Below are 25822 nucleotides of genomic sequence, written 5' to 3'. Positions count from 1 at the left end.
TATAAAAAAAGTAGCTAGCGGGCCTGGCCCAGAAAGTCCTGCAGATAGCTGGCCACCCGTTCGGGCTGTTCATGCACGATCCAGTGGGAGGCGCCCGGCACCTGCTGCAACTGCATGTCCGGCACGTAGTCGGCCAGGCCCTCGATCAGGGCCGGCGGCAAGGCGATGTCGTCGAGCGCCCAGATCACCAGCGTTGGCAATAGGACCATCAACCGTTCGCGTGCCAGCGTGACGGCGGCGGCAGCCGGATCATTGTGGGGTGGCCCGGGCCGGGACGGGCGCAGTGGCGATGCGCGGTACAGGTTGCAGCCGCCGGTGAGCCCGGCGCGCCAGACCTCGCGGTACTGGTCCCTGACGCTGTCCGTGAGCCAAGCCGGCTGGTGGCCGCTGCCGTTGGTCAGAAACTGCCACAGGCGACGGAAGTCGTCCCCGGCCAGCAGCGCCTCGGCGTCCGGGCGAATCAGGAAATTCATGTAGGCGCTGGCGGCCTGCTGGGCCGGCGAGTGCTGCAGCTCGCGCAAAAACGTGCCGGGGTGTGGCGAATTGATGATGGCGAGTTTTTTCATCAGCTGCGGCATGGCAGCAGCCAGGTTCCAGGCGACGGCACCGCCCCAGTCGTGGGCCACCAGGCATGCCAACTGGCCCCCACGCTTGTCACTGCGTGTACTGCGCTGCCCCCCGAGGGGGCGCTGCGCCTGCGGCCCGGCAAAGCCGGTTCCGCGGCCCCGGCTGGCAGGGAGGGATCCCCCGCTCTCTTCGTCGCACACCGCTGCGATCAGTGCGGCAATGTCCTGCATCAGGTGTTTGGGCCGGTAGGCGTCCACCGCGGGCGGTGCACTCGACTTCTCGAAGCCGCGCAGGTTGGGTGCGATGCAGAAGTAAGCGCCGTTTTCCGGCCTGGCAAAGTGCGCCAGCAGGGTGTCCCAGACAAACGCGCCTTCCGGAAAACCGTGGAGGAACATCAGGACGGGCCGCCCCGGGTCACCCGCCATACGGCAGGACAGGCTGATGCCGTGGGGCAGGGGAATCAGTCGGGTTTCTATCATCATGCTATGCATTCAGTAGCTGTCTACGCCCGTACTGCATGGGCTCCGGGCAGTTTTGGCTTGAAAAATGCACAAGCGGCAGATCCGGCCCTGCCAGCCGGCCGGGACTCACGCGTCGCCGGACTCTTCTTCCTGCGGCGGGGTTGTCACCGCCTTGGCGGCCTTGTCAGCCTTGACCGGCGGATGAGCCCACTGCCACAGGTGCTGGGCCACTTCTTCCACGCCTTGCCGCTTGAGCGCAGAAAACAGTTTGACATCGCCGCCGCCGGCCTGCAGTCGCACAATGGACAGCGCCTTGGCCGCCTCGGTTTTGTTGAGCTTGTCGGACTTGGTCAGTAGCACCAGAAACTTCAGGCCTTCCTCGACCCGCGGGCGGATCACGTCCAGCAGGATTTCATCGAGCTCGGTCAGTCCCAGGCGCGGATCGCACAGCAGCACCACGCCCTTGAGGTTGTCGCGCGTCTGCAGGTAATTGCCCATGACCTGCTGCCAGCGGTATTTGGCGGCCTTGGGCACGGCTGCGTAGCCGTAACCCGGCAGATCGGCCAGCACCGCATCGGTCACCCCCTGTTTGCCGAGCGAGAACAAATTGATGCTCTGCGTGCGGCCCGGGGTCTTGGAGGCAAAAGCCAGGCGGTTGATCTGCGTCAGCGTGTTGATGCAGGTGGACTTGCCCGCATTGGAGCGGCCGACAAAGGCAATCTCGGGAAACTCATACATCGGCAGGTGTTTGAGTTCGGGCGCCGTGGTCAGGAACTTGGCCGTGTGCAGCCAGCCCATGGCGATCTTCGCTTCGGCCGATTGCGGTGGCTGGGCTGCCAGGGTCGCAGCCATTTTGGCCGCTGCCACTTTGGGTGGGGCCCTCTTGGCCGTGGGCTTCTGCGTTTTAACGGGGGTGGATCGCGGGGATATGCTCATATTTGGGATTGTCCCCCAAGCCATTGTAAAATCACGGACTTTTGCGTTAAGTTGGCGTGCTGAAGCTTATTAATTTGAGCCGAGGCTGTGCGCCAGACAGCAACCCTCCTTTTAGAGTCAACTATTAAATCCCCCGATATGAAGCTTGTTTCCACTTCGTTGATTGCCTGTTTATTTGCCGCCCTGCTGGCTGCGCCCCTGGTTGCCCAAGCGGCCGGCGAGGCTGCTCCAGCCAAAGTGGCCAAGCCTGACCTGGTTCAGGGGGAAAAGACCTTTGCCGCGGTCTGCGTGGCATGTCATGCGGCCGACGGCAATTCTGCAATTGCCGCAAATCCAAAGCTGGCGCAGCAGCACCCGGAGTACCTGGTCAAGCAATTGCAGGAATTCAAGGCAGGAAAACGCAAAAATGCCGTCATGCAGGGCTTTGCCGCCGCGCTTTCCGATGACGACATGAAAAACATTGCTGGTTGGGTGACGACCAAAAAGGCCAAATTCGGTTTCGCCAAGGACAAGGAACTGGTCACCCTGGGCGAACGCATTTACCGCGGCGGCATTTCCGACCGCCAGGTGCCGGCTTGCGCCGGTTGCCACAGCCCCAACGGTGCTGGCATTCCCTCGCAGTACCCGCGCCTGGGTGGCCAGCATGCCGAATACACCGCGTCCCAGTTGACGGCCTTCCGCGATGGCGTGCGCAGCAACAGCCTGCAGATGACGCAGGTGGCCGCCAAATTGAACGACAAGGAAATCCGTGCGGTGGCGGACTACATTGCCGGTTTGCGTTAAATCAACCGAAAACCCGCCAAGTCCGTGAGTTTCCGGGCGGGGAAGCCTCTTTCTTGGGAAAATACGGCGGTCTACCCGCTTTGTATTGAACCCCAGCCGGAATAAGCACTCCATACCAGGCGGGTCTTTTGCAGAAGACCCGCCTTTTTTATTGCCGCCCCACCAAGCATCACGCATGACCGTTTCCAGCCACGCAGTTTCCACACACGGCCTGAGGCTCAGGTCCGGCTCGCATGCCTTGCGCTCGACGGTAGAGCTGCTGTCGTCTATGCGGTTTTCGATCTCGCTGCTCACGGTGATCTGCATCGCCTCGGTCATAGGCACGGTGCTTAAGCAGCAGGAGCCGCTTGGCAATTACGTGAATCAGTTCGGCCCGTTCTGGGCCCAGGTGTTTGGTGCCGCCAGCCTGTACACGGTGTACAGCGCGTGGTGGTTTATCCTGATTCTGGCCTTCCTCGTGGTGTCCACCTCACTGTGCATCACCCGCAACACGCCAAAAATCTTCGCCGACCTGAACCAGCTGAAGGAAAACATCCGTACACAAAGCCTGAAAGCTTTCGGTCACCGCGCTGAAGCGGTGCTGGGCGAGGGGCCTGAAGCGGCAGCGCGGCGCATCGGGCAAACGCTGGTGCAGGGTGGCTGGAAGGTCAAGCTGCAGCAGCGGACCACACCCGACGGCGAAGGCTGGATGGTTGCGGCCAAGGCAGGCGCTGCCAACAAGTTCGGCTACATTGCGGCGCACAGCGCCATCGTGCTGGTGTGCGTGGGTGGCCTGCTCGATGGCGACCTGATTGTGCGGGCGCAGATGTGGTTGAACAACAAGACCACCTATACCGGCGGCGGACTGATTGCGGATGTGCCGGCCCAGCACCGCCTGGGTGAGCGCAACCCTACTTTTCGTGCCAATCTGCTGGTTGCCGAGGGCACGCAGTCGAGTACAGCGATCCTCAACCAGCCTGGTGGTGTGTTGCTGCAGGACCTGCCTTTTGCAGTGGAGCTGAAAAAATTCATTGTCGAGTACTACTCGACCGGCATGCCCAAACTGTTCGCCAGCGAGATCGTGATCCATGACAAGGAAACCGGCGAAAAAATCCCGGCCCGCGTCGAGGTGAACCACCCGGCCCGCCACAAGGGCATAGAGATTTACCAGTCCAGCTTTGACGATGGTGGTTCGAGTGTCACGCTCCAGGCAGTGCCGCTGGCCACCGGCCGCCAGGCCTCAAGCAAGGTTTTTGAAATCCAGGGCACGATTGGCGGCTCCAGCAGCCTGACCAATGGAGCGGAAAAAATGACGCTGGAGTACACCGCGCTGCGCGTCATCAATGTCGAGAACTTCGGCAGCTCGGGCAGCATGGGTGCGACTTCCGGCGCGGATGTGCGCAAGGTTGATCTGCGCCATGCCATTGATTCGCGCCTGGGGGCGGCCAACAAAACACGTGAAAACAAGGAGTTGCGCAATGTCGGTCCCAGCGTGACCTACAAACTGCGCGACGCGGCGGGCCAGGCCAGGGAATTCCACAATTACATGCTGCCGGTCAAGATGGATGCCGGCGAGTCCAGCCCGGCGCTGTTCCTGCTGGGTGTACGCGAAACGCCCGCCGAACCCTTCCAGTACCTGCGCATTCCGGCTGACGAACAGGGCAGCATGGAGGGCTTTTTGCGTATGCGCCGTGCCCTGGCCGACCCGGCCCAGCGCGAGCGTGCCGTGCAGCGTTACGTGCGCCTGGCCACTCCGGCTGACCGGCCTGAACTGGCGCAGCAGCTTGCTGCTTCGGCATCACGTGCACTGGCCCTGTTTGCCGGGCCCGACCAGGAGGATGGCGCGACCAAACCGATAGCTGGCTTGCAGGCCATTTCCGACTTCATGGAAACCAATGTGCCGGAGGCTGAGCGCAACCGGGCGGGCGAGGTGCTGGTACGCATTCTCAATGGTGTGCTGTTTGAATTGCTTCAATCCACGCGTGAGCAAAATGACCAGAAGCCTTTGCCGCTGGATGAAAAAACCCAGGCTTTCATGGCCCAGGCTGTGTTGTCCCTCAGTGATGCGCACCACTATCCGGCGCCGATGGCATTTGCACTGAAAGACTTCACGCAATTGCAGGCCAGTGTTTTCCAGGTGGCGCGTACGCCCGGCAAAAACATTGTTTACCTGGGTTGTGCGCTGCTGATCCTCGGTATTTTCGCCATGCTGTATGTACGCGAGCGCCGCCTCTGGGTCTGGCTGGCGCCGGCTGGAGAAAGCCTGGACTCCACAGCGCCCGGAAAAGGGCCAGAATCAGATGCAGGCAGCCAGGCCACCATGGCCATGTCGACCAACCGCCAGACCATGGACGGTGGCAAGGAATTTGAAATGCTGAAGACAAAACTTTTACAGGTGCCACGATGAACACCACCACCCTGAGCTCGCGCACCACGGACGCGAACACCATCAGCCTGCAGCAAGGTTATTTCGCCAAGCGCAATGTACTGGACTGGATTTTTGCGGCTGTCGCGCTGGCCGGCGGGCTGTATGCCTTTGCCCGCTACAACGTTTTCATGGACGTGTACGAAAAGGGCATCCTGCTGGGAGCGATTCCTGCAGCCATTGCCATGGGCTGGTTCTGGCGTCCGCTGCGCGTCCTGATGCTGCTGGTGGCAGGGTTCTCGTTGCTTGGCATTGTTTCTTACCAGGGAGATCTGGCGCGCTCGGAACAGGTTTTCTGGCTGAAGTATTTCCTGTCCAGCCAGTCGGCCATCCTGTGGATGAGTGTGCTGTTTTTCATGAGTACTGCGTTTTACTGGCTTGGCATGTTTGCCCGGGGGCAGAGCGGCACGATGGAGTCGCTGGGCTCTCGGATCGCCTGGGTGGCTGTCGGCATGGCGCTGGTGGGCACCATGGTGCGCTGGTATGAAAGTTACCTCATTGGTGCCGACGTTGGCCACATTCCGGTCAGCAATCTGTACGAGGTGTTCGTGCTGTTCAGCTGGATGACCGCGGCGTTCTACCTTTACTTCGAAGCGCAGTACAAGACCCGCACCATGGGCGCGTTTGTGATGCTGGTGGTTAGTGCCGCGGTGGGTTTTCTGCTCTGGTACACCGTGGTCCGCGAGGCGCATGAAATCCAGCCGCTGGTGCCGGCCCTCAAAAGCTGGTGGATGAAGCTGCATGTGCCCGCCAACTTCATTGGTTACGGCATGTTTTCGCTGGCGGCCATGGTGTCGCTGGCTTACCTCATCAAGCAACAGGCGCTGGAAACCCGCTGGTACAAGTTGACGCCGCTGTGGTTGCTGGGCGTGGTCCTGTGTTTTGTGCCGATTGTGTTTCGCAAATCAACCGAAATCGGGGGTACCAATTACTGGCTCGGTTATCTGCTGGTTTCCGGCCTGATTGCCGCCGCCATTTTGCTGGGCCGCCAGCGTATTGCGGCACGCCTGCCGAGTGCTGAAGTGCTCGACGACGTGATGTACAAGGCCATTGCCGTTGGTTTTGCGTTTTTCACCATCGCCACCGTGCTTGGCGCCTTGTGGGCGGCCGAGGCCTGGGGCGGCTACTGGAGTTGGGACCCGAAAGAAACCTGGGCATTGATCGTCTGGCTCAACTACGCGGCCTGGCTGCACATGCGGCTGATGAAGGGCCTGCGCGGTACCGTGGCCGCCTGGTGGGCCCTGGTGGGGCTGGCCGTCACCACCTTTGCCTTTCTGGGGGTGAACATGTTCCTGTCGGGCCTGCACAGTTACGGAACCTTGTAGCCGGGGTTTGAATCCTTGTAAGAAGCGGCTGCATACCAAGACTAACTCCCAGCCATCCACGACAACAAGGACATACGATGCTGATCAAGACAGACCACAGTGGCTTCGACCACACCGTTCCCAGCGACATCACGCCCCCGGGCGTCTACCAGCAGCGGCGCAACCTGATCAAGCTGATGGCCACCGGCGCAGCCGGTGCCACCATCGCCTCCTGGGCCGGTCGGGAAGCACTGGCTCAGGCGGTCACCAAGCCAGGCAAGCTGGCCGCTTTGCCCGGCGCCAAATCGGGGGTCGCCGGCGCAGTGACCATGGAAAAAGTCACGGACTACAAGGACGTGACGAGTTACAACAACTTCTACGAGTTCGGTACCGACAAGTCGGACCCGGCCAAAAACGCCCACACCCTGGTGACCAAACCCTGGACGGTGGCCATCGAAGGTCTGGTCAAGCAGCCGAGGACGTATGCCATCGAAGACCTGATCAAACTCAGCGCCCAGGAAGAACGCATCTACCGGCTGCGCTGCGTCGAGGGCTGGTCCATGGTGATTCCCTGGGTCGGTTATTCGCTGGCGGAGCTGATCAAGAAGGTCGAGCCGCTGGGCAACGCCAAGTATGTCGAGTTCATCACCCAGGCCGATCCCAAAACCATGCCCTTTGTCGGTTCGCGTGTGCTCGACTGGCCCTATGTCGAGGCACTGCGCATGGACGAGGCCATGCACCCGCTGACCCTGCTGAGCTTCGGCATGTACGGCGAAGTGCTGCCCAACCAGAGCGGTGCGCCGGTGCGCCTGGTGGTGCCCTGGAAATACGGCTTCAAGAGCGGGAAGAGCATCGTCAAGATCCGCTTCACCGACAAGGAGCCGCGCACCGCCTGGAACAAGGCCGCGGCCAACGAATACGGGTTTTATTCGAATGTGAACCCGTCTGTGGACCATCCGCGCTGGAGCCAGGCAACCGAGCGCCGCATTGGCGAGGACGGCCTGTTTGCCAAAAAACGCAAAACCCTGATGTTCAACGGCTACGAGGCCCAGGTGGGCCAGTTGTATGCGGGCATGGACCTGAAGAAGTTTTATTGATGCTCGGTGACGGCCAGGTTACAAGGTATCGCCTTGTGTCTGGCGGATCTGCCGGGCTGTAGCCATGAAAAGACTCCTTCTCCATCCTGTTGCCAAGCCGGCTGTATTTATTGCCTGTTTGCTGCCTTTTGCCTGGCTGTTTTACAGCGCGCTGACCAACCAGCTGGGCGCTAACCCTGCGGAAGCACTGATACGTGCAACGGGAGACTGGACACTGCGTTTCCTCTGTATTGTGCTGGCCATCACACCCATGCGTGTCATCAGCAACACGCCGGCACTGGCGCGCTTTCGCCGCATGCTGGGACTTTTCGTTTATTTTTATGTGGTGGTCCACCTGCTCAGCTACAGCTGGTTTGACATGGGCTTTGACCTTGCGGATATCGTGAAAGACATCATCAAGCGCCCCTTCATTCTGGTGGGGTTTAGCGCTTTCCTGCTGCTGACACCGCTGGCGGCGACGTCTTTCAACGCCGCCATACGCAAACTGGGCGCGAAGCGCTGGCAGATGTTGCACAAGCTGGTGTACCTGATCGCGGGCCTGGGCCTCCTGCATTTTTTCTGGATGCGCTCAGGAAAGAACGACTTTGCCGAGGTCTTTATTTATGCCGGGATCATCGCCGCCCTGTTGGGGTGGCGCCTCTGGCAGAGGTGGGGGCGGCGCCAGCACCGTGCTACGCCACAAAACACGGCCACCCCGTAGTGAGAGAGTGGGAGTGCTATTAAATCAGGAGCTGTATGCGCACAGCCCATAAGGGCTGAAGCCTGTTTTTCTTGATGTCAACCGTTCACCGCACGCAGCGCCGGGCGGGTCTGGCGGGCGATCGGATCAATGCTGGCCGTGGGCAACTGATAAGCACGATCATCAAACAGGTCGATGCCGCACATCAGGTTTTCAATCCAGTCGAAGAACTCGTTCACGGCCTGTTTGCCCACAATGGGTGCGCCATGTTGCGGCACCAGCATGGCAATGTCCAGCGGACGCACCATGCTGACCCAAAGCCGCAGGATTTTGTTGGACACCATATAGCGCCGGTGAAAACCTTCCATCAGGGGAATGTGGGGCTTGAGGCTGGTGACAGGTTGGCGTGCCTGGGCGCCGGACATCATGGATACGCCCAAGTCGCCTGTGAACAGGATGCGGCTCACCGGGTCATAGAAATGGAAATTGCCTTCGGAATGCATGAAATGGGCTGGTATGAGCCAGAGTTCATTGTTTCCCAAGGGCAGGCGCCCGCCAGCATCGGGGACGCCAATCACGCGCTTGTCGGTTTTGCCGACCTTGGTGAAATGCGGTACAAAACGCTCCCAAACCCGCGAAATCACCAGCAGTGCCTGGGTACTGCTCATCCAGCGGTCCAGCGAGGCGATGATGTCGGGATCAGCGTGCGAAGCAATCACATAGGACAGCTTGTGCGGTGGGAAGTGCTGCGTCATGCCCATGAAGAGCTCGTTGTACGCAAGGTTGCCGCCGGGATCGATGATGGCACCGGTGCCGTTGTCAACGATGAGGAACTGGTTGGCCTGAACGGCCTGCCCGTCTTCGTCGATGAGGTCGGTGAACATCAGGCAGATGTGATTTTTGTCGCGGTAAAGTTCCAGGGACATGGTGATGGCCTGCCGTTGCATTGCTGAAAGCCCGACTGTAGGCCGGCCCCCGCAGGCAGCCCTTGATGAACATCAAGGGCTAATGGCTTCAGGGCAGCAATTTTTCACCGCGGAAGGTGTCGGCGGCTGTTTCACGGGCACGTATGAGGTGTGCCTGGGTACCATCAACCAGAATCTCGGCGGCACGGCCACGGGTGTTGTAGTTGCTGGCCATGCTCATGCAGTACGCGCCTGCCGACAGCACCGCGAGGCGATCGCCGGCGGCAACGGTCAACGCACGGTCCCGGCCGATCCAGTCGCCGCTTTCGCATACCGGGCCAACCACATCGTAGACAGTAGTTGATGTGCCACGACGCGGCACCACAGGCACGATGGCGTGAAAAGCCTGGTACATGGCCGGCCGCGGCAGGTCGTTCATCGCGGCGTCAATGATGCAGAAATTTTTCTCTTCGCCGGGTTTGAGGTAAAGCACCTCGGTCAGGCAGACACCGGCGTTGCCTACCAATGAACGGCCCGGTTCGACCATCAGCTTTTTGCTGCCATAACCGCGTGCGTCGAGCTTGCCGAGCAATTCCTGCCAAAGCGCATCCGCCGCGGGCGGTGAATCCTGGTTGTAGTTGATACCGAGGCCGCCGCCAAAATCGATGTGCTCAATCGGGATTCCCGCCGCTTCTATGCTTTGGACCAGATCCAGCACCCGGTCCATCGCATCCAGATAAGGTGTGGCCTCGGTAATCTGCGAGCCGATATGGCAGTCGATGCCGACCACCTGCAGTCCCTTGAGCGAGGCTGCATGCCGGTAAATCTGCAGCGCGTCTTCGTGGGCCACACCGAACTTGTTGCCCTTGAGGCCTGTCGAGATGTAAGGGTGGGTTTTGGGATCGACATTGGGGTTCACGCGAATGCTGACCGGGGCGATGCGGTGCATGGCCAGCGCTACGCCGGACAGCACATCCAGTTCGGCCTCGCTTTCGACGTTGAAGCAGCCAATGCCCGCCTCCAGCGCCTGCTTCATTTCGGGGCGCGTTTTGCCGACACCGGAGAAAATGACCTTGCGCATATCTCCGCCGGCTGCCTGCACACGTTCAAGTTCGCCGCCAGAGACGATGTCAAAGCCGCAGCCGGCGCGGGCGAAAACCTGCAGTACGCCCAGCGAAGAGTTGGCTTTCATGGCATAACAAATTTGCGCGTTGCGGCCGGCAAAGCCCCGTTGGTAGGCGGCCAGCGCGGCCAGCATGGCTGCCCTGGAATACACGAACACAGGGGTTCCATGCTGGCTGGCGAGTGCGTCCAGGCGGACGTCTTCCATGTACAGGCCGTCCTGCCGGTAGGCCAGTTGCGGCGCACCCGGAAGGACGTCTGACGATGCGACGGATGGGGAAGTTATTTTCATCGCGAGGGCAGGACTGCGGGGCCGGATGCAGGTGGTGCGGCGGGAAGGTCGGTTGCAGTGCCTGCCGGGGAACTGGCAGAAGCGGCTGGCGCGGGCGCCGTGGACGGAGAAACGCTAGCCGGGAACGCCTTCGGCGGAGGTGGCATGAACAGCGGGCCTTTCTGGCCGCAAGCCACGAGGCAAACTGCGCCGGTTGCTGTCAATGCGGTTTTCCAAAGGCCATGAGCCCAGGAGGCAAGGGCGCTGAGGCCTAAAATTTGAAAACGAATTTGAGATCTTGCGAACATGATGGGATTGTAATGACCGACCTTGACTATCTTGACCATGCCGAGGCTGCACTCAAGGCAATCGAAGTAGCGTGTGACCGCATCAACGATGAAACGGATGCCGACATCGACAACCAGAGGACGGGAGGCATGATCACGCTGACTTTTGCCAACCGCAGCCAGATTGTGATCAACCTGCAAAAACCGCTGCAGGAAATATGGATGGCTGCGCGCGCCGGCGGTTTTCACTACAGGTTCAATCAGGGCCAGTGGACTGACACCAAAGATGGTAGCGAACTGTTTGCGGGCTTGTCGCGCTACGCCAGTGAGCAGGCCGGTGAGGCGCTGGTGTTCAACGCTCCACCCGTTGCTCGCCACTAGTTTTTGAACAGGTCCAGTATCCGCCGCCGTTCGTCACTCGGGGGCGGAGTCTGAATGGCGGCTCCGGGTGGAACGGGCTGGCCGGTGACTGGAACGTCTGGACCTGCACCCGAACCTGCAGCGGGTCTGTCACCCAGCCCCACGCTGCTGACGCCCGAGCCTTTGGCGTATTCGTCATAAAACCATTCGCCACCGATATTGACCACGCCCTGAGGTGCTGAAAATTCGGTGACGGGCACCCCTTTGAGCGCATATTCCATGAAATTGATCCAGACCGGCAGACTCAATCCTCCCCCGGTTTCCCGGTCGCCGAGTTTTTTCGGGTTGTCATAACCCATCCACACCGCTGCCGTGAGCGTTGGCTGGAAGCCGACAAACCAGGTGTCAATCGAATCGTTGGTTGTACCTGTCTTGCCATAAAGATCTGGCCGCTTCAAGGTGGCCTGGGCTCGGGCAGCGGTGCCTGAGCGGGCGACTTCCTGCAACAAGCTGGACATGATGAAAGCGTTTCGTGCCTCGATGCCGCGCACGGAGTCATCAAGAACCGGTGCTGGGCTTTCTACCACCACCTTGCCTTTCTGATCGGTGATCTTGGTGATCAGATAGGGGTTGATGCGGTAACCCCCATTGGCAAACACCGAGTACCCGATGGCCATTTGCAATGGTGTGACCGAACCGGCGCCGAGTGCCATCGTCAGGTAAGCCGGGTGCTTGTCGGCGTCAAAACCAAAACGGGTGATCCACTCCTGGGCATATTTGGGGCCTATCGCTTGCAGTATCCGGATGGAAATCATGTTTTTTGATTTGGCCAGACCGCGGCGCAGGCTCATCGGGCCGTCGAAGGTGCCATCGTAGTTCTTGGGCTCCCACGGTTGGCCGCCGGTGACACCAGCATCAAAAAACAGGGGGGCATCGTTCACGACTGTGGCTGGCGTGAATCCCTTTTCAAGTGCCGCGGAATAGATAAAGGGCTTGAAGCTGGAGCCGGGTTGCCGCCAGGCTTGCGTCACATGGTTGAACTTGTTCTTTTCGTAGTCAAATCCGCCGACCATCGCCCGGACTGCTCCGTTGCGCGGGTCCAGCGCAATAAAAGCTCCTTCGACCTCAGGCAACTGTGTAATTTCCCAGGTGTTTTTGGGCGTTCTGGCTACGCGGATCAAGGCGCCGGGACGGATTCTGATGTTGGGTGCTGCCTTCTCGGACAAGCCCGATTGGGCAGGCCTGAGCCCTTCACCAGTGATTTCGATGGTTTCGCTGTTTTGGCGAACCGCCACGATTTTTTTGGGTCCGGCTTCCAGTACCACCGCCGACATCACGTCGTCGTTGTCCGGACTCTCGACCAATGCATCGTCAATGGCCTCTTCAACCTCCTGGGGGTCTTTGGGCAAGGCGATGAATTTCTCCGGGCCGCGATAAATCTGCCGCCTTTCATAGTCCATGATGCCTTTGCGCAGGGCCTTGTAAGCCATTGCCTGGTCTGCAGCACGCAAGGTCGTAAATACATTCAGGCCGCGCGTGTAGGTTTCGTCACCATATTGGCTGTAAACCAGCTGGCGTACCGTTTCGGCCACAAATTCGGCATGCACCCGTCCTGCATCGGGCCCTGATCTGACTTTGAGTTCCTGGTTTTTGGCTGCCACGGCCTGCTCTGGCGTGATAAAGCCATTTTCTTCCATCCGTTCAATGATGTAGAGTTGGCGTGCCTTGGCCCGTCTGGGATTGCTGATCGGGTTGTAGGCTGAAGGAGCCTTGGGCAGACCTGCGAGCATGGCTGCCTCAGCAATATTGATGTCCTTCAGGGATTTGCCGAAGTAGGTTTCGGATGCCGCCGCAAAGCCATAGGCCCGTTGCCCGAGAAAGATCTGGTTCATATAGATCTCCAGGATCTGGTCCTTGCTCAGAAGGTGCTCCAGCTTGAAGGTCAGAAGAATCTCATAAATCTTGCGGGTATAACTTTTTTCCGTGGACAGGTAGACATTGCGGGCAACCTGCATGGTGATGGTGGAGGCGCCCTGGCTTTTGGCGCGCCCCACGTTGGCGAGGCCGGCACGGATCACTCCGATGTAATCGACGCCGCCGTGGGAGAAAAACCGCGCGTCTTCAATCGCCAGCACCGCGTCTTTCATCACCTTGGGAATCTCGCCGATTGGCGTGAGGTTGCGCCGTTCTTCCCCGAACTCTCCAATCAGCATGGCATCCGCCGAATAAACCCGCAGAGGCAGCTTGGGGCGATAGTCCAGCAGATCGGACACATCGGGCAGGTTGGGATAGGCCACTGCCAGCGCGACAGCAATGATCATCAGCAGCGACACCAACCCGGCGAGTGCAACTCCCGCCGTCCAGGCAAAAACCTTGAGCAGCCCTGGTAACCACTTGAATTGGCTGGCGGGGGAGGAGCGGGATTCAGAAGTCGAAGAGTTTGACGGCATGAGGTTGAGCGTAAGTTCGCACCAGCATTATAAAAATCGCCCGTTCAGGAAGATTTTTCAGCTGGCCGGGGATTTCATCTTTTGCAATTATTGACTGATCACCGACCTGGTCTTTATCCGGCCAGAGCGTTAAAAGCGTCGGCTTTTGACAACGGTGATGGTAAGCCAAAACCGGAAAATCCTTTGTTGTACAAGGATCTTACTGATAGCATTCAAGTGATTTCTTAAGTTTGCAGGGCTACACATTAGCCGTCATCTGGGGACCGTCTTGATCTCTTTGGGATCGTTATTCAACCGTCAATCGTCTGCCCTTCTGGGCTTGGACATCAGTTCCTCCAGTGTCAAGCTGGTTGAGCTGAGCCGCGACAAGGCGGGCAATCTGGTGCTTGACCGTTGTGCCATTGAGCCTCTGGAAAGAGGCTGGATCACTGACGGTAATGTGGAAAAATTCGATGAAGTGGCCGAGGCGGTGCGCCGTCTTGTCAAAAAAAGCGGCACCCGCACCAAAAATGTGGCCATGGCCTTGCCAGCTTCGGCGGTGATCACTAAGAAGATCATTCTGCCCGGTGGGATGAGCGAGCAGGAGCTGGAAATCCAGGTGGAAGCCGAGGCGAACCAGTACATTCCCTTTTCGCTGGATGAGGTCAGCCTTGATTTTTGTGTGGTTGGTCCCAGTGCCAGTTCAGCAGGCGATGTAGAGGTGCTGATCGCTGCATCCCGCAAGGAAAAAGTCAACGACCGGCAGGGATTGGCCGAGGCAGCAGGACTCAAGCCGGTTGTGGTGGATGTGGAGTCGTATGCTTCGCGCCTGGCCACTGCACGGCTGATCGAGAACCTGCCAAACAATGGCGTGGACACCCTGGTTGCTTTGTTTGAAGTAGGTGCCCTGACGACCAGCATGCAGGTCATCAAGAACGACGAGGTTCTTTATGAGCGGGATCAGGCTTTTGGTGGCGCGCAGCTCACCCAGCTGATTGTCCGCCAGTATGGTTTCTCGCCTGAGGAAGCGGAAAGCAAGAAACGCAGCGGCGAACTGCCTGACGATTACGACGCGAGCGTGCTCAAGCCCTTTGTAGACAGCATGGCACAGGAAATCGGCCGTGCTCTCCAGTTCTTTTTCACCAGCACGCCGCACAACAAGGTGGATTACGTGATGCTGGCGGGGGGATCTTCGGCCTTGCCGGGGTTGACCGATGCGGTGACCCAGCAAACTTCATTTGCCTGCATGGTGGCCAATCCCTTTGAGGGCATGACTCTGGGCAGCAACGTTCGGGAGAAGAAGATGAAGCGTGAGGCGGCGTCTTACCTGACCTCCTGCGGTTTGGCTTTGCGGAGGTTTTTCCAGTGATTCTGGTCAATTTGCTCCCCCACCGCGAGGCGGCGCGCAAGCATCGACGCGAGGCCTTTTTTGTTGCCCTTGGCATTGCAGCCCTGATGGGGGGACTGCTCTGTGGTGCGGTGTATTCCTGGTACCAAGCCCAAATCTCGGCGCAGCAGGGGAAAAATGCTTTCCTGAAAACGGAAATCACCCGTCTCGAGAACCAGATCAAGGAAATTGCCGGTCTGCAGCAGGAAATTGCTGCCCTGCGTGCCAGGCAAATGGCGGTGGAAGATCTGCAAGGCAACCGCAACCTTCCGGTTTACCTGCTTGACGAACTGGTCAAGCAACTGCCAGACGGTGTGTACATCACCAGCATGAAGCAGGATAACCAGGTGGTGTTGCTGAGCGGAGTGGCTCAGTCCAACGAGCGGGTTTCCGAGCTGCTGCGCAATCTCGGCAACAACAGTCCTTGGTTGACCCGTCCCGAACTCATTGAGATTACGGGAAAGTCGATCACTTTGGGCGCGCGTGATCAGCGCCGTGTGGCGAATTTTTCCATGCGAGTAGGGCTCAGGCGGGCAACTGATGTGCAGAAGGCTGCTGCTGCGTCAGCGGCAGCTTCGGCCGCAGCTGTTCCCAAACCTGCTCAGCCCGGCCCTGCTGCGGCCAAGATCTGATAACCCGGTCTGGAACAGGCACTGACTATGGCAACGACCCCGAAATTGAATGTGAATTTTGCCGCGCTCCAGGATGGCCTAAAGGCGCAATTTGTTGGTCTTAATCCGAATGACCCGCCTTCCTGGCCGGCATTGCCACGGTATCTTTTATATGTGTTTGTGACGATTGTCGTGGTTGTTGCGCTTTGGTTTGCATGGCTCAGTGCTTCCGATGAAGAGCTTCAGGCAGAACAGGCCAAGGAAGTGCAGTTACGGGAAGACTTCAAAAAGAAGTTGGCCCAAGCCGTCAATCTGGAGGCTTTGAAAAAGCAGCGCGAGCAGGTGCAGCAGTATGTGACGCAACTGGAAAAACAACTGCCAAGCAAGGCGGAAATGGATGCCCTGTTGTCAGATATTAATCAGGCGGGCTTGGGGCGCAGTTTGCAGTTTGAGCTGTTTCGGCCTGGGCAGGTCAGTGTCAAAGAATATTATGCGGAGCTGCCGATTGCAATCAAGGTGTCGGGGCGGTATCACGACATTGGGGCTTTTGCGGCTGATATTGCCAATCTGTCACGAATCGTGACCCTCAACAACATGACGATTTTGCCGCTCAAGGACGGGATGATGAGCATGGACAGCACAGCCAAGACCTTCCGCTATCTGGATCCCGAGGAAGTCGCCCTGCAACGTAAAACGGCACCCGCGAAAGGTGCCAAATGAAGCGAGCCGGTATTCAAAAGGCCCTGATCCTGCCGTTCGCCTTGATGGTGTGCTTGGGCCTGACAGCCTGCGGCTCTTCCGAACAGGCAGAGCTTCAGCAGTGGATGACCGAGCAACGCAATCTGACGAAACCCAAGATCGAACCGTTGCCGGAGCCCACCAAATTTGCGCCTCAGGCCTATACCCAAGAAGGCGCTATCGAACCTTTCAGCAGCCAGAAACTGACGCAGGCGTTGAATCGGGATTCCAACCAGGCGACCTCCAATGCCGCCCTTATTGCGCCCGAACTTAGCCGACGCAAGGAACCATTGGAAGCGATGCCTCTCGATGCGGTGGCCATGGTTGGCAGTTTGATTAAGCTGGGACAGCCGGTGGCGCTGGTGCGGGTAGACAACCTTCTTTATCAGGTGCGGGTGGGCAACTATTTGGGTCAAAACTATGGACGCATCACGAAAATTTCCGAGACTGAGGTTGGCCTGCGAGAAATTGTGCAGGATGCTGCAGGCGAATGGATAGAGCGGACAGCGACTTTACAGCTTCAAGAGGGGTCAAAATGAACAAAAATGCATCGACGATGCATGCCGTCCTGCAGCAGCAGGGCACATGGTCGCGGATATCAGGTCGCTTTGCCGTCCATGCAGTGTTGCTGCTGGCTTCGTTGACAGCGCCTGTTTGGGCGCTAGCATCCAATGCGATCGAGGCGGTCTCGGGCTCCGTTCAGGGAGGCGCAGAGGTCATTCGCATCGACTTGACGGAAGCTTTGACTGTCGTTCCGACCGGGTTCACGATTCAAACACCAGCCCGGATTGCGCTTGATTTTCCTGGTGTCGGCAACTCGATGGGACGCTCCGCAGTTGACTTGAACCTCGGTAACTTGCGATCCGCCAACGTGGTTCAGGCGGGAGAGCGCACGCGCGTCGTCCTCAATCTCAAGGCATCGACAGCCTACACGGCGCAAATCCAGGGGAAATCCCTGCTGATCACGCTCGAGCCTTTGTCCGTTGCTGCGCCATCGCCCGTCGCTGCACCTGTTTTTGCAGAGAATCGGAACCGCGATACCTTGCCACTGAAAGATATTGATTTTCGCAGGGGAACCGACGCTTCGGGCCGGATAGTGGTTGATCTGGCCAACAATCAGGTGGGCGTTGACATCCGCCAGCAGGGGCAGACCCTGGTGGTGGAATTCCTGAAGACCGCTTTGCCCGAAGGATTGCGCCGCCGGCTGGATGTATCCGACTTCGGTACACCGGTCCAGAGCGTGACCACTTCGCAATTGGGCGACAAGGTACGTATGGTGGTGGAGCCCAAAGGGTCATGGGAACACAGCGCCTATCAGAGCGACAACCAGTTTGTGCTGGAAGTTCGCCAGCAGAAAGTGGACGAGTCCAAGCTGTCGCAGGGCCCTGGTTATACCGGTGAAAAGCTTTCCTTGAACTTTCAGAACATTGAGACCCGTTCATTGCTGCAGGTCATTGCCGATTTCACCAATTTCAACATCGTCACTTCCGATAGCGTATCGGGTGCTGTTACCCTGCGCCTGAAAGATGTGCCTTGGGATCAGGCGCTGGACATCATTCTTCAGGCTAAAGGCTTGGGCATGCGGAAAACAGGCAATGTCCTGCTGATTGCTCCCAAGGATGAACTGGCTGCCAAGGACAAACTCGACCTGGAGTCGCGCAATGCGATTCAGACCCTGGAGTCGGTGCGTACCCAGGCTTTCCAGATCAATTATGCGAAGGCTGCTGACATCGGTGCTCAAATTACGGCCGGAGGTACTGGCCCGAACAGCGCGAGGATTTTATCCAACCGCGGTAGCGCGATTGCCGAAGCCAGAACAAACCAGCTGTTTGTCACGGATATTCCTTCCAAGCTCGAACAAGTTCAAAACTTTATCGCGAAAATAGACATTCCTGTGCGTCAGGTCTTGATTGAAGCGCGTATTGTGGAAGCTTCCGACACCTTTGGAAAATCATTGGGCGTCCGGCTTGGGGGACGGCCATTCACCTTGAACGGGAATCAAAACACTTCATTTGGCTCTACATATACCACTGGGGCAACCGGCACAACGGCTGGTGACTTTATCAATCTTCCTGGTGTTGGTCAGAATGGCTTTCAAGCCGGGACTTTTGCCATTTCCTTATTCGAATCCAGCTTGACTCGATTCATCAATCTGGAAATTTCAGCCATGGAAGCAGACGGCAAGGGCAAAATTGTGTCGAGCCCGCGTATCGTGACGGCTGATCAGGTCAAGGCCTTGATTGAGCAGGGTACCGAGTTGCCCTACCAGCAAGCTACCTCCAGCGGAGCGACTTCCATTGCCTTTCGCAAAGCCAATTTGAAGTTGGAAGTAACGCCGCAAATCACGCCTGAAGGAAACATCATTTTGAATGTGGACGTGAATAAAGACAGCGTGGGTCGATCTACAACCAACGGATTTGCGATCGATACGAAACATGTCCAGACCCAAGTGCTGGTTGAGAATGGCGGCACCGTAGTGATAGGCGGTATCTTTGAGCAGAACGAGCGAGATGATGTGACCAAGGTGCCGCTTTTGGGGGATATTCCTGGAGTGGGTAATTTATTCAAGACCAGAACGCGGACGGCAAACAAATCGGAGTTGCTGGTCTTCATCTCGCCCAGAATGATCTCTAACGGCGCGGCATTACGCTGAAGTATGTATGGCTGTGTAGAGCGCGCAGTCATACACTTACCTGAGCTGGCTCTTTTTTCGGCTCGCAAATCCAGGGATGAGTGAGGCGCCGAAGCGTTCTGCTTGCGCGGGCTTTCTGAGATGCTGCTTAAACAGGCTTTGTTTCTTTTTCCTGCCTTATTCGACAGGAGATGTTGTTGACCAAGCCGTCTTACGTGGCCCTGGTCGGCCTTCCCGGCTCCGGGAAATCCACAATCGGCCGTCAGCTCGCCCGCCGTCTGGGTCGTCAATTTCTTGATACCGACCAGGTCATTGAAGCGCGGGTTGGTCTGTCTATCCGCGAGTTCTTTGAGCGGGAGGGCGAGGAACCTTTTCGGGACCTTGAGCAAGATGTCATTGACGAACTGACCCAGGGCGAATCCTGTGTCCTGTCGACGGGTGGCGGGGCGGTATTGCGACCGCTTAATCGCCAGCACCTGAAGCAGCGCACCCAGGCGGTATACCTGCATTCCGCGCCCGAAGAAGTCTTTCGCCGCTTGCGTCATGACCGGAACCGGCCGCTGCTCCAGGTGGATGACCCGCTGGCGCGTTTGTGCGGGCTGTACACCTTGCGTGACCCGCTGTACCGCGAAAGCGCCCGCTTTGTCGTGGAAACCGGAAAGCCTTCGGTGGCTGCGCTGGTCAACACCATCGCGATGCAGCTTGAACTGGCCGGAGTTTTACCTGCCTCCGGAGTCTGACGCGTGCCGTGCCAGGGCAGCCGTCCCGGGGCGCCGCACGTCGTCAGGGCGTGACAACCCAGCATTCGTTGGAGCCCGCCTGGACTTCCAGAGCCTCTACACTTGCATTCATGCACACTGATTCTTCTCCGGCTATACAACAGGTTGTCATCGACCTGGGCGAGCGCAGCTATCCCATCTTCATTGGCGCCGGTCTGCTGGGCGACCCTGCGACCTACGAGGATCTGCCAGCTTCAAATACAGCGCTGATTGTGTCGAACGACACGGTGGCACCCCTTTATGCACAGTTGTTGCAGCGTGCGCTGCAGTGCCACTACAGCAGGGTGCTGCAGGTGGCCCTGCCCGACGGCGAGGTCCACAAGGACTGGCCTACCCTGCAACTCATTTTCGACGCCTTGCTGGCCAACGGCTGTGACCGCAAGACCGTGCTTTTTGCGTTGGGCGGAGGCGTGGTCGGTGACATGACGGGCTTTGCAGCAGCGTGTTACATGCGTGGTGTGCCTTTTGTACAGGTGCCCACGACCTTGCTTGCGCAGGTGGACTCCTCGGTCGGTGGAAAAACAGCCATTAATCACCCCTTGGGCAAGAACATGGTGGGTGCGTTTTACCAGCCTGAACGCGTGATCTGCGACCTCGACGTGCTTCAGAGCCTGCCGCTCCGCGAGCTGAGCGCCGGACTCGCGGAAATTATCAAGTACGGGCCGATTGCCGACATGGCTTTTCTGGACTGGATCGAAGCGAACATCGAGGCGCTGCTCGCACGGGAGCCGGCGGCGCTGGCACACGCCATCCAGCGCAGCTGCGAGATCAAGGCCGCCGTGGTGGGTCAGGACGAACGCGAAACCGGGCTTCGTGCCATTCTGAATTTTGGACATACCTTCGGCCACGCCATCGAGTCAGGACTGGGTTATGGGCAGTGGCTGCATGGCGAAGGCGTGGGTTGCGGCATGGTGATGGCGGCCCGGCTGTCGCAAAGGCTGGGCCTCATCGACAAGGCTTTCGTCGATCGCTTGCGCACGCTTGTCCTGCGCGCCGGGCTGCCGGTCGTCGGTCCCAGGCTGTCTGCGGCTGACAATGCAGGGCGCTATCTGGAGCTGATGCGGGTGGACAAAAAGGCGGAAGCGGGGGAGGTCCGGTTCGTGGTGATCGACGGCCCTGGCCGTGCGGCCGTGCGAGGCGCCCCGGATGCGCTGGTACGCGAAGTGATTGAAGCCTGCTGCAGTGCATGATCTTTTGTTCGAAATTTGCTACGCTAAAGATAGCATGCTGCGCCCGAATTTAAAGGGCAGAGGCCCAATTTGACGTCCAAGGTATGACCATGTTGGCGCCCTACGCCTGCGACCCTGATGCTTCGCGCGGCCGCCGTTACCCGGAGCCGGCCGCGCCGACCCGCTCGGCTTTCCAGCGGGACCGTGACCGCATCGTTCATTCCACCGCGTTTCGGCGGCTGGTGTACAAGACCCAGGTGTTTCTGAACCATGAAGGAGATCTGTTTCGCACCCGCCTGACCCACTCCCTCGAAGTCGCACAACTCGGCCGTTCCATCGCCCGCACGTTGCGTCTGAACGAAGATCTGGTCGAAGCCATCGCCTTGGCCCATGACCTGGGTCATACGCCTTTCGGCCATGCCGGGCAGGACGCATTGAACAGCTGTCTGAAAAACCACAACCCGGACAGTGCCGGTTTTGAGCACAACCTGCAAAGCCTGCGTGTGGTGGACACCCTGGAAGAGCGGTACCCGGACTATGACGGCCTGAATCTGTCGTTTGAAACCCGGGAAGGCATCCTCAAACATTGCTCGCGCCGCAACGCCAGGCAGATTGAAGCACACGAGCCGGGGGGCGTTGCGCATCGCTTCCTGGAATCGTCCGGTACTGCTCCGCACGCCCGCCAACCTGGCCTCGAGGCCCAGCTCGCCAATCTTGCTGATGAGATTGCCTACAACGCCCATGATATCGACGACGGTGTGCGTTCCGGCCTGCTAGGACTGGAGCAGCTCAGGGAAGTCGAGTTGTTCGACCAATACAGCCGCGAAACCCTGTCCAGACATCCGGCTTTGCAGGGGCGCCGCCTGCTGTTTGAAACCATACGCCGCATGCTCAGTGCGCAGGTCTACGACGTGATCGATGCAACACGCGCGGTCCTGGAAAACGCAGCCCCGGACAGTGTCCAGGCCGTGCGCCAGCACCCGCCGCTGGTCTGCTTCAGTGATGAAATGGCCTTGAAGTCCTCATCTCTCAAGCGTTTTCTGCTACAAAATTTATATCGACATCCGCAGGTGGTCGAAACCACCCAAACCGCGCAGCAGGTCGTGCGTGACCTGTTCGCTGCTTATATGGCCGATCCGGCGCAAATGCCACAGGAACACAGTGACCGGTTTGACCAGCTGGAAAGCAGTGCGCCCGCCGATGCACACCGTTCGGCCAAGCCCGAGCGGGTGGTCGCCGATTACATTGCCGGCATGACAGATCGGTTTGCGGCCAGGGAGCACGAACGCCTGAACGGCCGCGTGGTTTTTCCTGCTTGAAGGCCGCCCACTCCGCCGGCCTGGTGATCGCTGCTGGCGTGGTGGCTGCGATGCATGTAGGCAAGCTGCCGCCGGCCTTGCCCGCACTCCAGCAGGTGCTGGGCGTGTCACTGGTGCAGGCCGGCTTTTTGCTGGCGCTGGTTCAGCTCGCAGGGATGACGCTGGGTCTGCCTGCCGGGCTGCTGATCCAGCGCCACGGACCGCGACGCAGCATGCTTGCCGGTTTGCTGGTGCTCAGCCTGGCCAGTGCGCTGGGTGGCGCGGCCCAAGGTGCGCCGGGCTTGCTTGTCAGCCGTGTGCTGGAGGGGCTGGGCTTTCTGTGCGTGGTCCTGCCTGCGCCAGGCTTGCTGCGGGGGATGGTGGCGCCCGAGCGTCTGAGCCGCGCGCTGGGTTCGTGGGGCGCCTACATGCCTTTGGGCGCAGCGTTGGCCATGCTGCTGGGGCCCTGGGTGATGATGCAGGTTGAGCCAACGTGGGGCTGGCGTATCTGGTGGTGGGCCTTGTCGGCATTGGCTGCCTTGCTGGCAGCGCTGGTTTTTCGCGGTGTCCCCGCCGATCGGACCGCGCTCGCGTTGGGAGGATCGTCCGTCTTGCCCGTGGCAGGGGTGTCCTCTCCTGAGGTGCTTGGTCTCTTGAGGCTGACACTGAAATCACGCGGGGTCTGGCTGGTCGCCGTGTGCTTTGCCATGTATTCGGGCCAATGGCTGGCCGTTGTGGGATTTCTGCCTTCGATCTACGCCCAGGCCGGGCTGACTGCTGGTAACACGGCTTGGCTTACGGCGCTAGTGGCAGCTGTCAACATCATCGGCAACCTGGCGGCAGGCCGCCTGCTGCACTGGGGAGCAGCCCCGCTGGCCTTGCTGGTAGCGGGGTTTGCCGCGATGGGTGGGGGTGCCGTACTGGCTTTTGGGGGGGATAGCAATTCCTGGCTCCGGTATCTGGCGGTGCTGGCATTTTCGATGGTGGGTGGCTTGATCCCGGCAACGCTGTTCAGTCTGGCCGTTCGGTTAGCGCCAAGTGCTGCCACCGTACCCGCCACGGTGGGCTGGATGCAGCAATGGTCTGCCTTTGGCCAGTTTTGCGGGCCACCGCTTGTGGCCTGGGTTGCTGCGCAAATGGGGCACTGGCAACTGACCTGGGCGGTCACGGGTGCCTGTTCGCTGGCTGGCATTCTGCTGGCCTGGAAACTCCAGAGTCTGTTGAGCCGCGATCACTAGCCTGGTGTCATGCCTGCCCGACTAACCGCAACGGTCAATGATCCTTGCGGATCCTTGGGAAATGCCCCATGGGACGCTGCGCATAGCCTTATGACGTGTTGGCATCCGCAGGCCTTCCTTTTAGCAGCCTGACCGACTAACCTGCAGGAAGCGTGCAATTTGTTACAAGATGCGTGACAAAGGCTGAATCTTTCTGCACCCGGGCATCCATCGTGCTTGGTGGTATCGGCATTTCAAAGGTATGGCATGAAACTAAATCGACGTGCGCTCGTTGTGGGCGGAATTTCAGCTGGTGTGGCTGCCTTCAGTCCTTTGGCCCGGTCGCAGGCGGGCAAGGGTGCCCGCAAACTCGTGATTGGACAATCGGTGCCCCTGACCGGGGCGGCCGACCAGATTGGTCTGGCTTATCTCAATGGGGCCAAGCTCTACTTTGATGCGATCAACGCCAAAAACGGTGCAGCGGGCTACAAGATCGAAGTCAAGACACTGGACGATGGCTACAACCCGGTCAAAGCTGCGGCGAACGCCAGGCAACTGATTGACGAGGGGGTCGATGCCTTGTTCGGTTTTGTCGGAACAGCCAGCTGCGATGCGGCTTTCGCCGTGGCCAAGCCGGCCAACACCCTGTTTTTTGCACCCTTCGCAGCGTCGGATGGGTTGCGTGACACAACCCTGAGCAATGCATTTCACGTTCGTCCGGCATTGGCTGACGAAGCCTACAAAATCGCGCGCCACTGCGCCACATTGAGCCAGGACCGCATCGCGGTCTTCGCAGAAGACGATGCCATGGGCCGCGCCGGACTGGCCGCTGTCAAGCAGGCGCTGGTGGACCTGAAACTCCCGCCCCTGGTAGCGAACGCCTTCGCGCCGGTCAACAGCGACAAGGTCGAGTCTGCGGTGGCGCAACTGGCCAAAGCCCAACCTCAAGCCATCATTCAGGTCAGCCTGTTCAACACCTCGGCTGCATTCATCCGTGCCATGCGAAAAACAGGGTTTGCAGGTCAGTTCCTGAACTTTTCGGTGGTCGGAATTGATCCACTGTTCACGGCGTTGGGCAAGGAAATCGGCGGCGTGATTATTTCGCAGGTGGTGCCCTCGCCGCGCAGCGCCGGGACCCCCATCGTCAAGGAATACCTGGACGTGCTGAACCTGACGGACCAGATCCCCAGTTACGAAAGTGTTGAAGGGTATATTGCGGCGCGCACCTTTGCGGAGGGCGTGCGGCGCAGTGCGGCCGGCAGCGGAAAACCTGATCGTGCCGGGCTCCAGAAAGCCTTCGAATCCATGACTGACTACGATGTGGGCGGTTTTCGCGTGAATCTCCGCGCCAAAAAATACGAATCGGTTCGCCTTGTCGATCTGGTCACCATCACACCAGATGGCAAGGTAGTTCGTTAACGCTAATCAGACAAACCAATGGGGGTCGGAGTCCCCTATGATGCGCTGAACCACAGCGCACCTATGTCATGGCACGTCTTCCCCGTCTGAGTCTTCCCGGTTATCCGCACCACGTCATCCAGCGCGGCAACAACCGGCAAGCCATTTTTTCGTCGCCTGCCGACTATCAGACCCTGTTGGATCTGATCGAGGAGAGTGCAAAAAAATCCGGCGTTGCCATTCATGCCTATGTGCTGATGGTTAACCACTTTCATTTGCTGGTCACGCCGGAAACCGCGGATTCGTTGCCCCGGATGATGCAGGCGGTGGGCAGGCGATATGTACGCTGCTTCAACGACAGCCACGGGCGTTCGGGCACTTTGTGGGAGGGCCGTTACCGCTCGACGCTGATTCAGGCTGAGACATACCTGCTGGCCTGTATGGCCTACATGGACCTCAATCCGGTACGTGCCGGTCTGGTCTCCGAGGCGCGTGACTACCCCTGGTCCAGCCACGGCCACTATGCCGGATTGCGAAACGACAAGCTGGTGACGCCGCACCCCCTGTTCTGGGGGCTCGGCAATACACCTTTTGCCCGTGAAGCAATCTATGCAGACATCGTACGCGCCGGAGTGCCCGCCGAACAGCAAGCCGCGCTGACCGAGTCAACGTTGGGTGGGTGGGCTTTGGGTGATGCCGCTTTTGTAGCGGAACTTCAGAAGCGCATAGAGCGCAGAGTTGTCAAGACACAGGTTGGACGCCCTCCCCGAAAGCCCGCGGGTATCTGATTCCGGTGCCATCGTCAGCGGGAGTGTGTTGATTCTTGATGTGTCCCTAATTTAACTGGCTATTCGTAATGTTATACTTAATTAAAACCTGACCCCAATTTTTCTCCTTGGCATTGTTGTTGCACTGCACTATGCTGTCTTTCCCGCGAAATATTACGAAAACTCGGCAGGACAGCCTTGAGCGCGGTTTGCGCGTCAAA

24 protein-coding genes are annotated in these 25822 nt (G+C 58.9%); 17 read left to right on the top strand and 7 right to left on the bottom strand.

Features of this window, described 5'->3' with window-relative positions; genetic code table 11:
• Positions 1–14 precede the first annotated feature (14 nt).
• Positions 15–1046 carry an alpha/beta fold hydrolase gene (locus tag WA904_RS03855; RefSeq protein WP_425195847.1) on the bottom strand — a complete coding sequence of 344 codons (1032 nt, stop codon included), beginning with the start codon at positions 1044–1046 and terminating at the stop codon, positions 15–17.
• Positions 1047–1154: 108 nt separating this feature from the next.
• Positions 1155–1880, bottom strand: a complete 726-nt coding sequence (gene yihA, locus WA904_RS03850; RefSeq protein ID WP_425195800.1) for a ribosome biogenesis GTP-binding protein YihA/YsxC — start codon at positions 1878–1880, stop codon at positions 1155–1157.
• Positions 1881–2102: 222 nt separating this feature from the next.
• On the opposite strand from yihA, the gene WA904_RS03845 reads away from it, so the two are divergent.
• From WA904_RS03845 to WA904_RS03825, 5 genes are all read left to right on the top strand, one after another.
• Positions 2103–2747 (top strand): c-type cytochrome, encoded by a 645-nt coding sequence (locus tag WA904_RS03845; protein WP_425195799.1) that lies wholly within the window; start codon positions 2103–2105, stop codon positions 2745–2747.
• A 175-nt stretch (positions 2748–2922) separates the two neighbouring features.
• Positions 2923–5133, top strand: a complete 2211-nt coding sequence (locus WA904_RS03840; protein ID WP_425195798.1) for a cytochrome c biogenesis protein ResB — start codon at positions 2923–2925, stop codon at positions 5131–5133.
• Positions 5130–6476: a c-type cytochrome biogenesis protein CcsB gene (gene ccsB, locus WA904_RS03835; RefSeq protein ID WP_425195797.1), complete on the top strand. Its 1347-nt coding sequence runs from the start codon at positions 5130–5132 to the stop codon at positions 6474–6476. Before WA904_RS03840 ends, ccsB begins: the two co-directional genes overlap by 4 nt.
• 77 nt (positions 6477–6553) lie before the next feature.
• On the top strand, positions 6554–7552 hold the full coding sequence (gene msrP / locus WA904_RS03830; RefSeq protein ID WP_425195796.1) for a protein-methionine-sulfoxide reductase catalytic subunit MsrP: 999 nt from the start codon (positions 6554–6556) through the stop codon (positions 7550–7552).
• A 64-nt stretch (positions 7553–7616) separates the two neighbouring features.
• Positions 7617–8252, top strand: a complete 636-nt coding sequence (locus WA904_RS03825) for a sulfite oxidase heme-binding subunit YedZ (RefSeq protein WP_425195795.1) — start codon at positions 7617–7619, stop codon at positions 8250–8252.
• 77 nt (positions 8253–8329) lie between these two features.
• On the opposite strand, the gene WA904_RS03820 is transcribed toward WA904_RS03825, so the two are convergent.
• From WA904_RS03820 to lptM, 3 genes are all read right to left on the bottom strand, one after another.
• Positions 8330–9157: an MBL fold metallo-hydrolase gene (locus WA904_RS03820; protein WP_425195794.1), complete on the bottom strand. Its 828-nt coding sequence runs from the start codon at positions 9155–9157 to the stop codon at positions 8330–8332.
• Positions 9158–9245: 88 nt separating this feature from the next.
• Positions 9246–10550, bottom strand: a complete 1305-nt coding sequence (gene lysA / locus WA904_RS03815; RefSeq protein ID WP_425195793.1) for a diaminopimelate decarboxylase — start codon at positions 10548–10550, stop codon at positions 9246–9248.
• On the bottom strand, positions 10547–10837 hold the full coding sequence (gene lptM / locus WA904_RS03810; RefSeq protein WP_425195792.1) for an LPS translocon maturation chaperone LptM: 291 nt from the start codon (positions 10835–10837) through the stop codon (positions 10547–10549). Before lptM ends, lysA begins: the two co-directional genes overlap by 4 nt.
• Positions 10838–10849: 12 nt before the next feature.
• Between lptM and cyaY the strand changes: the two genes are divergently transcribed.
• Positions 10850–11197 (top strand): iron donor protein CyaY, encoded by a 348-nt coding sequence (gene cyaY / locus WA904_RS03805; protein WP_425195791.1) that lies wholly within the window; start codon positions 10850–10852, stop codon positions 11195–11197.
• Here the strand turns inward: cyaY and WA904_RS03800 are convergent.
• Together WA904_RS03800 and WA904_RS03795 are read right to left on the bottom strand one after the other, a co-directional pair.
• Entirely contained in the window at positions 11194–13626 is a 2433-nt protein-coding gene (locus WA904_RS03800) for a penicillin-binding protein 1A (RefSeq protein ID WP_425195790.1), read from the bottom strand. The two genes, cyaY and WA904_RS03800, sit on opposite strands and share 4 nt — an antisense overlap.
• Positions 13601–13795, bottom strand: a complete 195-nt coding sequence (locus WA904_RS03795; protein ID WP_425195789.1) for a hypothetical protein — start codon at positions 13793–13795, stop codon at positions 13601–13603. Before WA904_RS03795 ends, WA904_RS03800 begins: the two co-directional genes overlap by 26 nt.
• A gap of 99 nt (positions 13796–13894) precedes the next feature.
• On the opposite strand from WA904_RS03795, the gene WA904_RS03790 reads away from it, so the two are divergent.
• The 11 genes from WA904_RS03790 (at position 13895) to WA904_RS03740 (ending at position 25622) form a co-directional block, all read left to right on the top strand.
• A complete protein-coding gene (locus WA904_RS03790; protein ID WP_425195788.1) occupies positions 13895–14974 on the top strand; it encodes a pilus assembly protein PilM in 1080 nt (359 codons plus the stop codon).
• Positions 14971–15624: a PilN domain-containing protein gene (locus WA904_RS03785; protein WP_425195787.1), complete on the top strand. Its 654-nt coding sequence runs from the start codon at positions 14971–14973 to the stop codon at positions 15622–15624. Before WA904_RS03790 ends, WA904_RS03785 begins: the two co-directional genes overlap by 4 nt.
• A gap of 27 nt (positions 15625–15651) precedes the next feature.
• Positions 15652–16323 (top strand): type 4a pilus biogenesis protein PilO, encoded by a 672-nt coding sequence (locus tag WA904_RS03780; RefSeq protein WP_425195786.1) that lies wholly within the window; start codon positions 15652–15654, stop codon positions 16321–16323.
• Positions 16320–16880, top strand: coding sequence for a pilus assembly protein PilP (locus WA904_RS03775; RefSeq protein WP_425195785.1), 561 nt, complete (start codon positions 16320–16322; stop codon positions 16878–16880). Before WA904_RS03780 ends, WA904_RS03775 begins: the two co-directional genes overlap by 4 nt.
• The gene (pilQ, locus tag WA904_RS03770) at positions 16877–18994 is read left to right on the top strand and encodes a type IV pilus secretin PilQ (protein ID WP_425195784.1); all 2118 of its coding nucleotides are present in this window, start codon (positions 16877–16879) and stop codon (positions 18992–18994) included. The genes WA904_RS03775 and pilQ overlap by 4 nt, the downstream gene beginning before the upstream one ends.
• A 176-nt stretch (positions 18995–19170) precedes the next feature.
• Entirely contained in the window at positions 19171–19713 is a 543-nt protein-coding gene (locus WA904_RS03765; protein WP_425195783.1) for a shikimate kinase, read from the top strand.
• A 110-nt stretch (positions 19714–19823) separates the two neighbouring features.
• Complete coding sequence (aroB, locus tag WA904_RS03760; protein ID WP_425195782.1) at positions 19824–20942, top strand: 3-dehydroquinate synthase; 1119 nt, start codon at positions 19824–19826, stop codon at positions 20940–20942.
• Between the two features lie 89 nt (positions 20943–21031).
• Positions 21032–22240 (top strand): deoxyguanosinetriphosphate triphosphohydrolase, encoded by a 1209-nt coding sequence (locus tag WA904_RS03755; protein WP_425195781.1) that lies wholly within the window; start codon positions 21032–21034, stop codon positions 22238–22240.
• A gap of 50 nt (positions 22241–22290) precedes the next feature.
• Positions 22291–23457, top strand: a complete 1167-nt coding sequence (locus WA904_RS03750) for a CynX/NimT family MFS transporter (protein ID WP_425195846.1) — start codon at positions 22291–22293, stop codon at positions 23455–23457.
• 246 nt (positions 23458–23703) lie between these two features.
• Positions 23704–24855, top strand: a complete 1152-nt coding sequence (locus WA904_RS03745; protein ID WP_425195780.1) for an ABC transporter substrate-binding protein — start codon at positions 23704–23706, stop codon at positions 24853–24855.
• A 68-nt stretch (positions 24856–24923) separates the two neighbouring features.
• Positions 24924–25622, top strand: a complete 699-nt coding sequence (locus tag WA904_RS03740) for an REP-associated tyrosine transposase (protein WP_425195779.1) — start codon at positions 24924–24926, stop codon at positions 25620–25622.
• The last annotated feature ends 200 nt before the right edge of the window (positions 25623–25822 follow it).

This window comes from Polaromonas sp. (genome assembly GCF_049790275.1).
GTDB lineage: Bacteria > Pseudomonadota > Gammaproteobacteria > Burkholderiales > Burkholderiaceae_C > Polaromonas.
This window is presented reverse-complemented; position numbering and strand designations above follow the sequence as displayed.